The organism is Burkholderia sp. LS-044, from assembly GCF_004803625.1.
GTDB classification, from domain to species: Bacteria; Pseudomonadota; Gammaproteobacteria; order Burkholderiales; family Burkholderiaceae; genus Burkholderia; species Burkholderia cepacia.
On sequence record NZ_SSWO01000012.1, the window covers coordinates 239,517 to 253,949 of the forward strand.

General features: G+C 66.3%; 13 protein-coding genes and 1 rRNA gene. 7 read left to right on the top strand and 7 right to left on the bottom strand.

What is annotated here, in order from left to right; translation table 11 throughout:
• The first annotated feature begins 272 nt into the window (after positions 1–272).
• Positions 273–965: a TetR/AcrR family transcriptional regulator gene (locus E9536_RS28200; RefSeq protein WP_136471445.1), complete on the top strand. Its 693-nt coding sequence runs from the start codon at positions 273–275 to the stop codon at positions 963–965.
• 141 nt (positions 966–1,106) lie between these two features.
• Here the strand turns inward: E9536_RS28200 and E9536_RS28205 are convergent, their stop codons facing one another.
• Genes E9536_RS28205 through E9536_RS28215 form a run of 3 tightly spaced genes read right to left on the bottom strand, consistent with a single transcriptional unit; the run spans position 1,107 to position 4,773 of the window.
• Positions 1,107–2,297: an acetyl-CoA C-acyltransferase gene (locus E9536_RS28205; RefSeq protein ID WP_136471447.1), complete on the bottom strand. Its 1,191-nt coding sequence runs from the start codon at positions 2,295–2,297 to the stop codon at positions 1,107–1,109.
• A gap of 18 nt (positions 2,298–2,315) precedes the next feature.
• The gene (locus tag E9536_RS28210) at positions 2,316–3,083 is read right to left on the bottom strand and encodes a 3-hydroxyacyl-CoA dehydrogenase (RefSeq protein ID WP_136471449.1); all 768 of its coding nucleotides are present in this window, start codon (positions 3,081–3,083) and stop codon (positions 2,316–2,318) included.
• Positions 3,084–3,105: 22 nt separating this feature from the next.
• On the bottom strand, positions 3,106–4,773 hold the full coding sequence (locus E9536_RS28215; RefSeq protein WP_136471451.1) for an acyl-CoA synthetase: 1,668 nt from the start codon (positions 4,771–4,773) through the stop codon (positions 3,106–3,108).
• A gap of 144 nt (positions 4,774–4,917) precedes the next feature.
• Between E9536_RS28215 and E9536_RS28225 the strand changes: the two genes are divergently transcribed.
• Together E9536_RS28225 and E9536_RS28230 are read left to right on the top strand one after the other, a co-directional pair.
• On the top strand, positions 4,918–5,937 hold the full coding sequence (locus E9536_RS28225; protein WP_136471453.1) for an AraC family transcriptional regulator: 1,020 nt from the start codon (positions 4,918–4,920) through the stop codon (positions 5,935–5,937).
• 151 nt (positions 5,938–6,088) lie between these two features.
• On the top strand, positions 6,089–7,342 hold the full coding sequence (locus E9536_RS28230; protein WP_136471455.1) for an SMI1/KNR4 family protein: 1,254 nt from the start codon (positions 6,089–6,091) through the stop codon (positions 7,340–7,342).
• Positions 7,343–7,354: 12 nt separating this feature from the next.
• Here the strand turns inward: E9536_RS28230 and E9536_RS28235 are convergent, their stop codons facing one another.
• From E9536_RS28235 to E9536_RS28245, 3 genes are all read right to left on the bottom strand, one after another.
• Positions 7,355–8,764, bottom strand: coding sequence for a cytosine permease (locus tag E9536_RS28235; protein WP_136471457.1), 1,410 nt, complete (start codon positions 8,762–8,764; stop codon positions 7,355–7,357).
• A 299-nt stretch (positions 8,765–9,063) separates the two neighbouring features.
• Positions 9,064–10,455, bottom strand: coding sequence for an aspartate aminotransferase family protein (locus E9536_RS28240; protein ID WP_136471459.1), 1,392 nt, complete (start codon positions 10,453–10,455; stop codon positions 9,064–9,066).
• 80 nt (positions 10,456–10,535) lie between these two features.
• Positions 10,536–12,041 carry an aldehyde dehydrogenase gene (locus tag E9536_RS28245; protein ID WP_124672593.1) on the bottom strand — a complete coding sequence of 502 codons (1,506 nt, stop codon included), beginning with the start codon at positions 12,039–12,041 and terminating at the stop codon, positions 10,536–10,538.
• Positions 12,042–12,133: 92 nt separating this feature from the next.
• Here E9536_RS28245 and E9536_RS28250 point away from each other — a divergent pair, with 92 nt between their 5' ends.
• The 4 genes from E9536_RS28250 to E9536_RS28265 all read left to right on the top strand — a co-directional run bounded on the left by E9536_RS28250 (position 12,134) and on the right by E9536_RS28265 (position 14,067).
• Positions 12,134–12,337 carry a hypothetical protein gene (locus E9536_RS28250; RefSeq protein ID WP_124533637.1) on the top strand — a complete coding sequence of 68 codons (204 nt, stop codon included), beginning with the start codon at positions 12,134–12,136 and terminating at the stop codon, positions 12,335–12,337.
• Between the two features lie 89 nt (positions 12,338–12,426).
• Complete coding sequence (locus E9536_RS28255) at positions 12,427–13,026, top strand: hypothetical protein (RefSeq protein ID WP_136471461.1); 600 nt, start codon at positions 12,427–12,429, stop codon at positions 13,024–13,026.
• Between the two features lie 92 nt (positions 13,027–13,118).
• Positions 13,119–13,490 (top strand): nuclear transport factor 2 family protein, encoded by a 372-nt coding sequence (locus tag E9536_RS28260; RefSeq protein WP_136471463.1) that lies wholly within the window; start codon positions 13,119–13,121, stop codon positions 13,488–13,490.
• A gap of 97 nt (positions 13,491–13,587) precedes the next feature.
• The gene (locus E9536_RS28265) at positions 13,588–14,067 is read left to right on the top strand and encodes a GNAT family N-acetyltransferase (protein ID WP_060349207.1); all 480 of its coding nucleotides are present in this window, start codon (positions 13,588–13,590) and stop codon (positions 14,065–14,067) included.
• A gap of 250 nt (positions 14,068–14,317) precedes the next feature.
• Here the strand turns inward: E9536_RS28265 and rrf are convergent.
• Positions 14,318–14,430: ribosomal RNA gene (gene rrf / locus E9536_RS28270) — 5S ribosomal RNA — on the bottom strand.
• Between the last annotated feature and the right edge of the window lie 3 nt (positions 14,431–14,433).

Genomic DNA, 14,433 nt, shown 5'->3' on the forward strand with positions numbered 1-14,433 from the left:
ATGCGCGGTGCATGTCCCGGTCGTGCGCGAAGTTCGTCCGACGAATCGCCGGAACTGCCTTCCGCTGCTCGTCGAATCCTGTCCGATTGGACAGGTTTTAGACGATCAAAATGACCAAAGCAATGTCTTTCTTTCGTGGATCGATAGAGCGAGAAACGTGCCATCGCAACGCAGCATCGCTGCGGATGCGCCGTTTCCGCATGCGTGCGTTCGACGCGGATCAGCGGCTAGAATGAAGCCCAACGCGGCATGCCCGCCGCGCGAGGGTAACGATGAGACATGACAAGGCGGCAGCCGAAGCGACCGACAGCGACGAAACGTCCGCGCCTTTGCGGCGACGCAAGGCACACATCCGCGAGTCCAACGAAGCGCATCTGCTCGCGTGTGCGGAGGCCGTATTCGCGGAGCGCGGGCTCGACGGCGCGAGCACCGCGATGATCGCGGAGCGCGCGGGCTTGCCGAAAGCCAACCTGCATTACTACTTCCCGACGAAGCTCGCGCTGTACCGCCGCGTGCTCGACGACCTGTTCGAGGACTGGCATCGCGCGGCCGGCACGTTCGAGGCCGGCGACGATCCAGTGGAAGCGATCGGCGGCTACGTGCGCGCGAAGATGGATCTGTCGCGACGGCGCCCGCTCGGCTCGAAGGTCTGGGCCAACGAGATCATCCATGGCGCGGAGCACATGCAGGACATCCTGTCGCAACGCGTGAAACCGTGGTTCGACACGCGCGTGAAGGTGATCGACGGCTGGATCGCGCGCGGGCTGCTCGCGCCGATCGACGCGCACGCGCTGATGTACCTGATCTGGGCAACCACGCAGCACTACGCGGATTTCGATGCGCAGATCCGCGCGCTGAGCGGCAAGCGTGCGTTCACGCAGAAGGCGTTCGACGAGCAGACCGAGCAGGTCGTGCAGCTCGTGATTCGTGCATGCGGGGCGGTATCGCCGCACGCGAAGGCGTAGGGCAACGCGAATCGCCATTCGCTGAAAACGAAGCGGGCGAAGGTCAACGCGCAGAGAGGCCTGCGCGATGCCCTTCGCCCGTAGCGCGATACGGTCAGCGTGCCGTATCGCGCGTGTGCGTCGTTACGTGCGTGCTAAGCGTCAAGCAACGCGCTCGATCGCGATCGCCGTCGCCTCGCCGCCGCCGATGCACAGCGATGCGATGCCGCGCTTCAGGCCATACGTCTCGAGCGCGGCCAGCAGCGTCACCATCACGCGCGCACCCGACGCACCGATCGGATGGCCGAGCGCGCACGCGCCGCCGTGCACGTTGACCTTCTCGTGCGGCAGGTCGAGATCGCGCATCGCGGCCATCGGTACCACCGCGAACGCTTCGTTGATCTCGAACAGGTCGACGTCGCGCAGGTTCCAGCCGGTTTTCTCCGACAGCTTGCGCAGTGCGCCGATCGGCGCGGTCGCGAACAGGCCCGGTTTGTCCGCGTAGGTCGAATGCCCGACGATCACGGCCTTCGGCGTGAGGCCCAGGCGCTCGGCTTCCGAGCGGCGCATCATCACGAGCGCGGCCGCGCCGTCCGAGATCGACGACGCATTGGCAGCCGTCACCGTGCCGCCGTCGCGGAAGGCCGGCTTCAGCGTCGGGATCTTGTCGAGTTTCGCCTTGCCCGGCTGTTCGTCGATCGACACGACGGTTTCGGACTTGCCGGCCTTCACGGTCACCGGCGCGATCTCCGACACGAAATGCCCTTCGGCGATCGCGCGTTGCGCGCGCGTCAGCGACGCGATCGCGAACGCATCCTGTGCGTCGCGCGTGAACTGGTACGCCTGCGCACAATCCTCCGCGAACGTGCCCATCAGGCGGCCCTTCTCGTACGCGTCCTCGAGCCCGTCGAGGAACATGTGGTCGAGCACCTGCCCGTGACCCATCCTCATCCCCGCGCGCGCCTTCGGCAGCAGGTACGGCGCGTTCGTCATGCTCTCCATCCCGCCCGCGACGGCGCCCCCCGCCGAGCCCGCCAGCAACAGGTCGTGCGCGAACATCGCAGCCTTCATCCCCGAGCCGCACATCTTGTTGACCGTGGTCGCGCCTGCCCCGAGCGGCAGTCCGGCCTTCAGCGCGGCCTGCCGGGCCGGCGCCTGGCCCTGGCCCGCCGGCAGCACGCAGCCGAACACGATTTCATCGATACGCTCGGCCGGCACGTTCGCGCGCTCGAGCGCCGCGCGAATCGCCACCGCGCCGAGATCGCTCGCGCTGGCTGCCGCCAGGTCGCCCTGAAAACCACCCATCGGCGTACGCGCCGTGCCAACGATTACGATCGGATCCTGAGTCGTCATGATTCGCTTCCTCCAGTGTCAGCGCGGTGCCATGCGCAACGCGCCATCGAGACGGATGACTTCGCCGTTCAGCATCGTGTTTTCGGCGATGTGGCGCACCAGCGCCGCAAATTCTTCCGGGCGGCCGAGCCGCGGCGGGAACGGCACGCTCTTGCCGAGCGCGTCCTGCACGTCCTGCGGCATGCCGGCCATCATCGGCGTCGCGAAAATGCCCGGCGCGACCGTCACCACGCGAATGCCGAACCGCGCGAGCTCGCGCGCGATCGGCAGCGTCATGCCCACGACACCGCTCTTCGATGCCGCATACGCGGCCTGCCCGATCTGCCCGTCGAACGCCGCGACCGATGCGGTGTTGACGATCACGCCGCGCTCGCCTTCCGCATTGGCGTCCTGCTTCGACATCGCTTCGGCGGCCAGCCGGATCATGTTGAACGTTCCGACCAGATTGATCGACACCGCGCGCGCGAAGCGGTCGAGCGAATGCGGACCATCGCGGCCCACCACCTTCTCGCCCGGCGCGACGCCCGCGCAGTTGACGAGTGCGTCGATGCGGCCGAACGCGTCACGCGCGGCGGCGACGGCCGCCTGGCCGTCGGCTTCGCTCGTCACGTCGGTCTTCACGAAGCGTGCAGCCTCGCCGAGCGCGTGCGCGAGGCCCGCACCGGACTCTTCGTTGACGTCCAGCAGCACGGCCTTGCCGCCTTCCGCGACCACCATGCGCGCCACCGCGGCGCCGAGGCCCGACCCGGCGCCCGTGATCAGAAAAACGCGATCCTTGATATCCATTCGCAATCCGTACAGTGTGTGTTCAGGGTTGAGCGGCCTTGTCGGCTTCCATCTTGCGCAACACGAAGCGCTGGATCTTGCCGCTCGGGGTTTTGGGCAGCGCATCGACGAAGTCGATCGCGCGGGGATAGGCGTGAGCGGACAGCCGCCGCTTCACGTGCTGGCTCAGTTCCTCGGCCAGTGCCGGCGTGCCGTCGAAGTCGTTCGACAGCACGACGAACGCCTTGACGATCTCCGTGCGCTCCGCATCGGGCACGCCGATGACGGCGGCCTCGCTCACGGCCGGATGCTCGATCAGCGCGCTTTCCACGTCGAACGGGCCGATCCGGTAGCCGGACGACGTGATCACGTCGTCCGCGCGGCCGATGAAGCTCACGGTGCCGTCCGGCTCGAGCTCGACGTTGTCGCCGGTCCGGTAATAGCCGCCCGCGATCGCCGGCGTGTCCTGTTGCCAGTAGCCGTGGAACCACAGCAGCGGCGAGCGCGCGATGTCGATCGCGAGGTTGCCGGGCTCGCCGGGGCCGAGTTCGCGGCTCGCTTCGTCGAGCACCGCGACGCGGTAGCCGGGCATCGCGAAGCCGGCCGAACCGGCGTGGACGGCATGCGCAAGGCCGTGGTGGTTGTTCACGACCATCCCGAGTTCAGTCTGGCCGTAGTGATCGTAGATCGGCGCGCCGAGCGCCGCGTCGAACCAGCGCACGACTTCCGGATTCAGCGGCTCGCCCGCGCTGCTGACCACGCGCAGCTTGCCCTTCAGCCGCGCCGCCGCTTCCGTCCCGGCCGCCATCAGCATCCGGAACGCAGTCGGCGAGCCGGCGAGGCTCGTGATCCCGAGCCGTTCGATCACGTCGTACGTGCTGTCGACCGTGAAGCTGCCCTCATAGAGCGTCGTCGCGTGGCCGAGCATCAGCGGGCCCGTGATCGCGTAATAGAGTCCGTATGCCCAGCCCGGATCGGCGATGTTCCAGAACCGGTCGCCCGCACGCAGGTCGACCGCTTCGCGCATGTACGCGCCGAACGCGAGCAGCGCGCGCAGCGGCACCGGCACGCCCTTCGGCAAACCCGTCGTGCCCGACGTCGACATCATCATGAACAGGTCGGCCCCCTTGCGCAGCACCGGTTCGAACGAGTCGGACTGCGCATCGAGCGCCGCACGGAAATCGATGTCGTTTTCCGGCAGCGTCTCGCCCGGCTCGCGCACCGTCGCAACGGTCGGGCAAGCGGCGATCTCGTCGAGCTTCGCGCGATTCGCGACGTTGGTCACGACCAGGCGCGCGTCGCTCATGCGCAGCCGGTGCTCGATCGCCTTCGGGCCGAACGCGGTGAACAACGGCTGGTAGACGGCGCCCGCGCGCCACGTGCCGAGGATCGTCGCGACGAGTTCGGGCGTGCGCGGCAACAGGCCCGCCACCACGTCGCCCGGCTTCACGCCCTGCGCGACCAGCAGGTTCGCGACGCGTGCCGACAGCGCCTTCATCTGCGCAAACGTGTAGCGGCGGTGCTGGCCGCCGGCGTCGATCCAGTCGAGCGCGATCGCGTCCGCGGAGGCGTGCCGGTCGCAGCATTCCACGCACGCGTTCAGGCCGCGCTCCAGGTCGCCGTGCAATTGCTGCGCGGCGGTCTCGATACTGAATCGGGCCACGGCGTCGGCGTAGGCCGGCACCGCCCGGGCGGTAGCTCCATCAGGCATGCGTGTCTCCTGTGCGTTATGGCCCCCGGCGAGCCAGGGGCGCGACGGGGATAGCTCGATAGTAGACAGCCCCCACATTGCAATCAATGACAAACGGAATCTAGAATCGTGATCGCTTTTGCCATGTCGGGAGGAGACAGGAAAATGGGGCCGCAGATGATTTCGCCGGATTTCGTCGACGACGCGCTCGCGTGCCTGCGCCGGCAACGCATCGCGACGGCACCCGTGCTGCGCGCCGCCGGCCTGCCGGCCGCCGTGCGCGAGCCCGTCACGCCGCAGCAGTACGGCAGGCTGTGGCTCGCGATCGCCGGCACCCTCGACGACGAATTCTTCGGGCTCGCCGCGCGCCCGATGCGGCACGGCAGCTTCACGCTGCTGTGCCACGCGGTGCTGCACGCCGGCACGCTCGACAAGGCGCTGCGGCGCGCGCTGCAGTTCCTGCGCGTGGTGCTGGACGAGCCGCACGGCGAGCTCGTCGTGGCCGACGGGCAGGCGCAGATCGTGCTGACGCAGACGGGCGCGCCCTACCCGGCGTTCGCGTACCGGACGTTCTGGCTGATCCTCCTGGGCGTCGCATGCTGGCTGATCGGCCGGCGCATCCCGCTGCAACGCATCGACTTCGCGTGCCCGAGCCCCGACCAGCGCAGCGACTATCACCAGTTCTTCGGCGTGCCCGTGCATTTCGACCGGCCCGACAGCCGGCTCGCATTCAACGCCGCCTACCTCGCGCTGCCGACGATCCGCTCCGAGCAGGCGCTGAAGACCTTCCTGCGCGGCGCGCCCGGCAACCTGCTCGTGCGCTACCGGCACGATACGGGCTGGGTCGCGAAAACGCGCGCGCAGCTGAAGTTGCTGCCGGCCGCCGAGTGGCCCGACTTCGATACGCTGGCCGTGCGCGTCGGCACGACGCCCGCGACGCTGCGGCGGCGTCTGCGCAGCGAAGGGCAAAGCTTCGCGGCAATCAAGGACGAGTTGCGCGGCGCGCTCGCCCAGTCGCTGCTGCGCGGGCACACGCTCAGCGTCGCGGAGATCGCAGTCGAGCTCGGCTTCACCGAGCCGAGCGCGTTTCATCGCGCGTTCCGGAAATGGACGGGCACGAGCCCCGGCGCGTTCCGTCGGGACGTGCATGCGGCCGAGGCGGAACCGGGAAGTGCGAGCGGATGACGCGGCGGGCGGTCGTCGACAGGCGTGCTGGGCCGACATGGAAACGCTCACTCGACGCTGATACGATGCGACCTGCCGGCTGCCGTTCGTTGTCGAAGGTTGTCGGCAAGCGACGGCGAAGACACGACTCACCACTACCGCTCCCGCTCCGATGCAAGCCACCGACTTTTCCGACACTGAACTGGCTGAACTGCGCGCGCACGGCATCGTGCTGTTTGCCGACCGCGTGATCTTCGACGCTCAGCCGCCGATGCCGGCCGACCAGATCGCGGCCGTGCAGGCCCGCTGTCACGGCGACCTTCCACCCGCACTGCTCGAGCTGTGGCGCACGACGGCCGGCGGCAGCCTCGACTACGACCTGACGCTGGAGATGAACGGGCACATCGAAGCCATCAGCTGGGGGGAGCTGTTCTACAACGGCAGCAACGGCTACCGCGACCTGGAAGGCTGGATCGACCACGAACTCGAACTGGCCGAGGAAGCCGCCGACGAGCATTCACGCCCGTGGAGCGGCAGGCTCGACGTGTTGCCGTTCGGCGGATTCGAGTACTGCGACCGCATCTACATCGTGACGGACCCCGATGCGAAGGATCGCGGCCACGTGCTCGCGTGGAAACAGGGGCTGCCGCCCGCGTGGCGCGGCGCGATGCACGAGGACGGCCTCGCGACGGTCGCGCCGGACCTGTACGCGGCATTCGGCGCCCTGCGGCTCAATGCGGACCCGCTGGAACCCGGCGACGAAAGCGGCACCGGCGCGACGTTGCTCGACTATATCGGCGAACGCCAGGCCGAGCATGGCCTGTCGGCATCGCTGGGAGACAAAGTGATCGCGTTCTATCGCCGGGCCGTGATCGACTGGCGCACACCGCTCGCCGACGGCACGCTCGCCGCCCAACCGGCGCTCGCGCGCCACGCGTTGCGACATGCGATCGACCACGACGACGCAGCGCTCACCGTGCAACTGGTACCGCTCATCGCGAATCTCGGCGTGGCACTCGCCGGCAGTTCGAACCCGGCCGACTATGCGCTGCGGCGACAGAAATTTGCTGCCGCGAGCGCATTGCTCGAATCCGGCGCACCGGTCGCGCCGGATTCGCTGGAGTCCGTGTCCGGCATGGTGCCGCCCGCACTGATTCGCGCGCTGCTCGACGCCGGCGTGCAGCCGGATGCCGACGCGATGGCGCGCTGCGTCGCCGCCGGCGACACCGACAGCGCGCGCCTGATCGGCGCCGCACTGTCGGCTCAAGGCGTCGATGCGGCGTCTGCCTGCCGTTCGGCGATCGCGACGCTGCTGCACGAACTCGAGACCGACATCGCCCGGGTCCGCGCCGGCAAGCTCCACCACCATCTCGGCCTCGACGGGCTCGAAGCCCACGCCGAGCGCCTGCGGACATTCAGGCCGTGACGTGACGCTCACTCAGCGGGAAACGCCGTCGACGCGCACGGCGATATCCCGCAGCGGCCGCGAGAACAGTTTGCAGCCTGCGTAGTAGACGAGCGACGTCAGCGACAAGCCGACGATCCACGACACGTCCGCACCGCCGAGCCGGCTCGCCAGTTCGCCGGTATAGAGATCGGTCGCCATGAACGGCGCCTGCGCGACGATGCCAATGAAATACGAGCCGACGGCGATCGTGTTGAAGCGTCCGTAGATGCCGCCGTCCTGCCGGAAGAACGAATCGACGTCGTACTCGCCGTGACAGACGAGGTAGTAGTCGACGAGGTTGATCGCGGTCCACGGCACGAGCACGTACAGCAGCAGCAGGATGAAGTTCGTGTAGCCGGCGAGGAAATTGTCCTGCCCGAACAACGCGATCGCGAGCGCAATCGCGCACAGGACGATCGCGGTGATCGCCCGCGCACGCGCCTTGCCCGACCACGACGGAAAGAGCGTCTGCAGCACCGTGATGGCCGACAGCGCGCCGCAATACAGCTCCATCGCATTGCTGGCCGCGATGCCGAACGACAGCACGACGATCACGAGTACGCTGATCCCTTGCGTGAGGCCCGTGAGGCCGCCCACGACATTGCCGTCGGGCGTCGAAAGGCCCACCAGGCAGCCGAGCAGCATCGGGAAGAACGAGCCGAGCACGCAGCCCCAGTAACTCGACCAGAACGCCGTGCGCGGCCCGGTATCGGGCGGCAGATAGCGTGAATAGTCCGACACGTAAGGCGCATAAGCGATCTGCCACAGCGCGGCGACCGACATCGCGCCCAGGAAGCCGGACAGGTTCAGCGAATGCTTCGAGAAGGTATCGGCGGGCAATCCATGCACGAAAATGATCCAGACGAACGCCAGCACGAGTACGCTGCCCGAGCACCAGCTCAGCAGCCGCGCATACGCGTGGATCAGCTTGTAGCCATAGATCGACCCGAGCAGGCTGATCAGGCCGATCGTCACGACGCCCGCATCGAGCGGAATACCGGCGTCCAGGCTGTGCAGCGCCTGCCCGCCGAACACGCAGTTCGATGCGAAGAAGCCGACGTACATCACGACGACCAGCGCGACCACCAGCAGCGCGCCGAACGACCCGAACTGCCCGCGGGTCTGGATCATCTGCGGCACGCCAAGCTGCGGCCCCTGCGCGGAATGCAGCGCCATGAAGACCGCGCCGATCAGGCTGCCGACGAGCGTGGCGAGCGCCGCCCACCAGAACGGCTGCTTGAACACCGTGGTCGCGAGCGATCCGGTGACGATCGTCAGCATCATGATGTTCGATCCGAACCAGATCGTGAACAGGTCCTTCGCGCTGCCATGGCGCTCGGTCAGCGGAATCGGCTGGATGGTGCTTTCCTCGAGATGAGCAATGGACTCGCCCTGACTCATTTCGTCTCCTTGTTTATGTTGTGGTGTTCGCGGGTTCGGCGGCTGGAGGGTGGTCCTGAATGCCAGGTGCACGTGAAGCGCGGGTTCTGCGACGAACTCATTCTTCTTATTTGCATTCCTGATCAATAGGCAGTCGATAGCGCATCGCTTTACATGACTGCCGCCTGCGGCACTCCATTCTCAACGCGTCGGCCAGCCGCTCCTGTAGATGAGCGAATCCGGCCCGCCTCCGGAGCGGAACCCGTGGTTCAGGGCGCTTCCGCCCGTCTGTTGCCGGACGGAAGCGCGTCGCTCGACGGTCAGCAGTCGATGCCGAGCACTTCCCGCGCGGTGGCATCCACGGCCTTGCGCATCGTGTCGACCAGTTCATCGATTTGCGCGTGATCGATCACCAGCGGCGGCGCAACGATCAGGCGGCCATTCGTCGAACGCACGATCGCACCGAGTTCGAACCCGACCGTCCGGCTGTGCCAGGTCAGGTCCGCCTCGTTCGCAAAGCGCTCGCGCGTCGCCTTGTTCTTCGCGAACTGGATCGCGCCGACCGCGCCCGCGCCCTGGATCTCGCCGACGAGCGGATGGCCGTCGAACGCCTCGCGCAGCGCCTTCTGCAGATACGGCCCCGTGTCGGTCTTCGTCCGTTCGACGAGGCCTTCGCGCTCGAGCACGTCGAGGTTGGCCAGCGCGACGGCGGCCGCGACCGGGTGCCCCGAATAGGTCAGCCCGTGCGCATAGACGCCGCCCTTGTCGACCAGCGCATCGCCCACGCGCCGGCTCATGATCAGCCCGCCCATCGGCACGTAGCCCGAGGTCAGCCCCTTGGCCACGCAGATCAGGTCAGGTTCGAAACCGAAGTGACGGTGCGCGAACCACTCGCCGGTACGGCCGAAGCCGCCGATCACTTCGTCCGCGCAGAGCAGCACGTCGTATTGACGGCAGATGCGCTCGATCTCCTGCCAGTAGCCGTCCGGCGGAAAGATCATCCCGCCCGCCCCCTGGAACGGCTCAGCGACGAACGCGGCGACACGGTCCGCGCCGATCTCGAGAATCTTGCGCTCGAGCGACAGCGCCGCCTGTTTGCCGAATGCCTCGGGGCTCAGGTCGCCGCCATTCGCATACCAGTACGGTTCGTCCACGTGCGCGATGTTCGGAATCGGCAGGTCGCCCATTTCGTGCATGAATGCCATGCCGCCCAGCGACGCGCTGCCCACCGTCGACCCGTGATAGCCGTTCACGCGGCCGATCAGCACCTTCTTCGCGGGCTTGCCCATCACGTCCCAGAACCGCCGCACGGTGCGAATCAGCACCTCATTCGATTCGGAACCCGAATTGGTATACACCACGTGACTGAAGCGATTGCCGAGCAGCGCGAACAGACGTTCCGACAGTTCGATCACCGAGGGGTGCGTGGTGTGAAAGAACATGTTGTAGTAGGACAGTTCCTTCATCTGCCGCGCGGCGGCGGCGATCAGCTCCGGCCGACCATAGCCGACGTTGGTGCACCAGAGCCCGGACATGCCGTCCAGGTAGCGGTTGCCGTCGTTGTCCCATAGATGGACACCTTCGCCGCGTACCATCACGCGCGCGCCTTCCTCGTTCAGCGCCTTCTGGTCGACGAACGCATGCAGATGATGCGCGGCGTCGCTGCGTTGATAGTCCTGCGTCGTACGATGCGGAAAGTTGGGCGCATTCATGGGCGAGTCTCCGGTTCGTTGTGTGGATAAAGGCGTTGTCGTGCTGCACGGCGCGGCCGCTTGCGGCCCGCCGCGTCGAATCAGTAACTGATCCAGGTCGTCTTGAGGCCCGTGTACTTGTCGATCGCATGCAGCGAAAGATCGCGGCCGAAGCCGGACTGGCGGAACCCGCCGAACGGCGTCTGCGCGCTCAACGCATCGACCGTGTTGACGGACACCGTGCCGGCGCGCAGCCGGCCCGACACACGGTGTGCGCGTGACAGGCTGCCGGTCCAGACCGACGCGGCAAGGCCATAGATCGAGTCGTTCGCGAGCCGGATGGCCTCGTCCTCGGTGTCGAATGCCATCACCGACAACACCGGCCCGAAGATCTCCTCGCGCGCGATGGCGTCGTCAGGCTTCACGTCGATGAAGATCGTCGGCTCGATGAAGTAGCCCTTGCCGTCGACACGCGGCGCGCCTCCGCCGATCGCGAGCGTCGCGCTGTCGCGGCCGCGTGCGATCCACTCGCGCACGCGCCAATGCTGCGGCTCGTCGACGATGGCCCCCATGCCGCTCGCCGGATCGAGCGGATCGCCCGGCATGAACGCGGCGGCATGCGCAATCAGGCGGTCGACGAACGCATCGTGAATCGAACGCTGAACCAGCAGCCGCGAGTTCGCGGAACACACCTCACCCTGGTTGAAGAAGATGCCGAAGCAGGCCTTGCGTGCGGCAAGATCGAGATCGTCCGTATCGTCGAAGACCAGGTTCGGGCTCTTGCCGCCGCACTCGAGCCACACCTGCTTCATGTTCGACTGTGCGGCGTACTCGAGGAATTTCTTGCCGACGGCCGTCGAGCCCGTGAATGCGAGCACGTCGACGTCGGGATGCAGCCCGAGCGCCCGCCCCGCGGTTTCGCCATAGCCCGACACGACGTTCAGCACACCCGGCGGCAGGCCGGCCTCGAGCGCCAGCTCGGCGAGACGCAATGCGGACAGCGGCGATTGTTCCGCCGGCTTCAGCACGACGCTGTTGCCGGCCGCCAGCGCCGGCGCCACTTTCCACGCGACCATGTCGAGCGGGAAATTCCACGGCACCACCGCACCGACGACGCCGAGCGGTTCGCGCGTGACGACCGCGAGGTTGCCGGGATCGGTCGACGCAACTTCGCCGTGCAACTTGTCGACGGCTTCGCCGTACCAGCTGAACAGCCCTCCTGCGGCCGGCACGTCGATGCTGAACGCGTCCGCCACGCGCTTGCCCATGTTGAGCGAGTCGAGCAGTGCGAGCTCCGCACCGTGCGATGCGATGAGCTCGCCGAGCCGGCAGAGCACACGCTTGCGCTCCGCCGGTGCGCAGCGCGACCAGACGCCGGATTCGAACGCGTGACGCGCGGCACGCACCGCATCGTCGACGTCCGCGGTATCGCACGACGCAACTTCCGCGATGACGGCCTCGGTAGCCGGATTGATTGCGGCGAACGTCCGGCCGCTTCGGGCCGGCACGCTGCGGCCACCGATATGCGCGAGCGTTCTCGGCTCGACTTGCGCCGCGAGACGTCTCCAGTCCGCGTGCTGATGGTTTTCTGCTGAAGTTGGGTTCATTCAAGACTCCGTTTTGACGACCAGGCGTTTGTGCGTTGTTCTCCGCCTGAACTCGACCCGACGAAAGACGCCGGCGGGCGCAACCGATGCCCATGACCGCCGTGAATCGCCGCAGTCGTCCGGTGGACAAACTGTCGATCATCAAAAAGCGATTTGAAAGAACAGTTTTTCTTCTCATTGAAGAGGTTATTTCTATTCATCCTGCGCGCGTGCAGTGGGTTTTCCTGCCACGGCACGATCCCGGTGCCGTTTGTTTGCGTGCGACCTCATCGGCTTTCCGGTGCGATGCAACGTGACACCCGATGCGACGCCTGGCCGGCACGACATTGCGCCGCGGCCCGTCCGACCACATACTGGTCGGACGGTGCGAACAAGGATGCGTTCGATGGGGAATGTCGATCAGGGTGCCGCTTCGATCTTCGGCGTCGTCGGAACGGCCGTGTCGTTGCTGGCGGCAATCCCGTACGCGCTCGCGATCTACCGGCGCACCGTTCGTCCGCATCTGTTCACATGGCTCGTGTGGTCGGTCGTCACGGCGATCGCGGCTGCCGGCCAGTTCGTCGCGGGTGCCGGGCCGTCCGCGTGGTGCACGGCGGCGATTGCGGTGACATGCTTTCTGACGCTGGTCGCCAGCGTGTTTCGCGGCGAACGCGGCTGGACGCGCGTCGACTGGTTTTTCCTGGTCGCGGCCCTGTCGGCCATTCCGCTTTGGATACTGACTGACGATCCGACGATCTCGGTCTGTCTGGTGACGCTGATCGAGCTTGCCGGCCTCGGTCCCACCGTCCGCAAGACGATCCGCGATCCGTGGAGCGAGAGCCTCGCGTATTTCGCGCTGTGCGTGCTCAAGTACGCATTGGCACTGCTGGCATTGAGCACGTGGGGTATCGCGGTCGCATTCTATCCGGCCGTCAACGTCGTTGCGTCGATCGGCATCTGCGTGGTGATGCTGGTCCGGCGTCAATCGTTGTCGGCCACGCGGTAAGCGGTATCCGTCGGTGCGGTACGTTGCCTGCTGTCGTGGCTGGTCGATATGAGCGGAACCACAAACCTTCAGAGACGATACGAGGCCCGGAAATGGATGCAATCCGTACAGTCATCGAACCCAGCGAAGCCGCGCTTCGCGCCGCGATGCTGGCCAACGATGTCGGAGCACTCGAAGCGTTGCTGGACGACGACCTGGTGTTCACCGTTCCGACCGGCCAGATCATCTCGAAGGAAGACGACCTGGCCGCGCATCGCGAAAATCTGCTGCGTCTCGACAAGCTCGAGGTGCAAGAAACGCGCGCCTGCGCGATCGGCGAGATGATCCTGACCACAACGAAGGCGACGCTCGCCGGCCATTTCGACGGCACGGCATTCGACGGCGTGTTTGCCTATACTCGGCTGTGGCGTCGATCGGGCGCCAGCTGGCGCATCGTCGCCGGGCATGCATCGCAGGTCATGTAGTCGCGTCGAGCTCGCCTCCCTTCGAGTCGGCAAGCTGCGAATCCGGAGTTGTTTGAGTCGATGCGAGCCAGACGATACCTCGACGAAGGTGTCGACCATGACAGGAGACGAAATGCACAAACCATTTACCGTACGTGCTGCCCGTACCGCGGACGCGGGCGAACTCACGCGTCTGGCTCGCATTTCGAAGGCACACTGGGGCTATCCGAAGGACTGGCTCGACTTGTGGCAGGGCGATCTCACGATTGCACCGGAGACGATCGATGGGTCGATCGGTTACGTCGCGGAATCCGCGGAGGCAATCATCGGGTTCTGGGTCAGGGCGTCGTCGGAATCCGATCGCCCGACACCTGGATGGCTATTCGTCCATCCCGACCACATGGGCCGGGGTGTCGCCCGTGCGCTGTGGGAAGCGGTCCGCAAGGAAAGCGCTTCGAGAGGGATCAGGAGCTTTGTGATCGAAGCCGATCCCAATGCGGTTCCGTTCTATCTGACGATCGGGGCTGAAAAAATCGGCGAAAAGGAATCGAGCGTCGTCCCGGGCAGGTTCTTTCCGATCTTGCGGATCACGATCTGACTCGTGAGGCGGAAGGAAGCGGTATGACTCACCATGCCGCACTCGGGAGAATCGTGCCGGCGGCGGTTGTGGAAGAGGTTCCAAGGGGCATGGAGTGTAATGGGGAAGGCGTCGGGAGCGCAGAGCTACCGATCGCTCGACGCATTCTGCGCCCGGTTGTAGCCAGGCCACAGATTCCGATCACTCGCGCATTTCCGTCGCGCCAATGCAAAAACCCCCGCCTTTCGGGCGGGGGTTCTTGGCTTAGGGAGCCTGACGATTACCTACTTTCACACGGGAATCCGCACTATCATCGGCGTAGAGTCGTTTCACGGTCCTGTTCGGGATGGGAAGGGGTGGGACCGACTCGCTATGGTCATCAGGCAA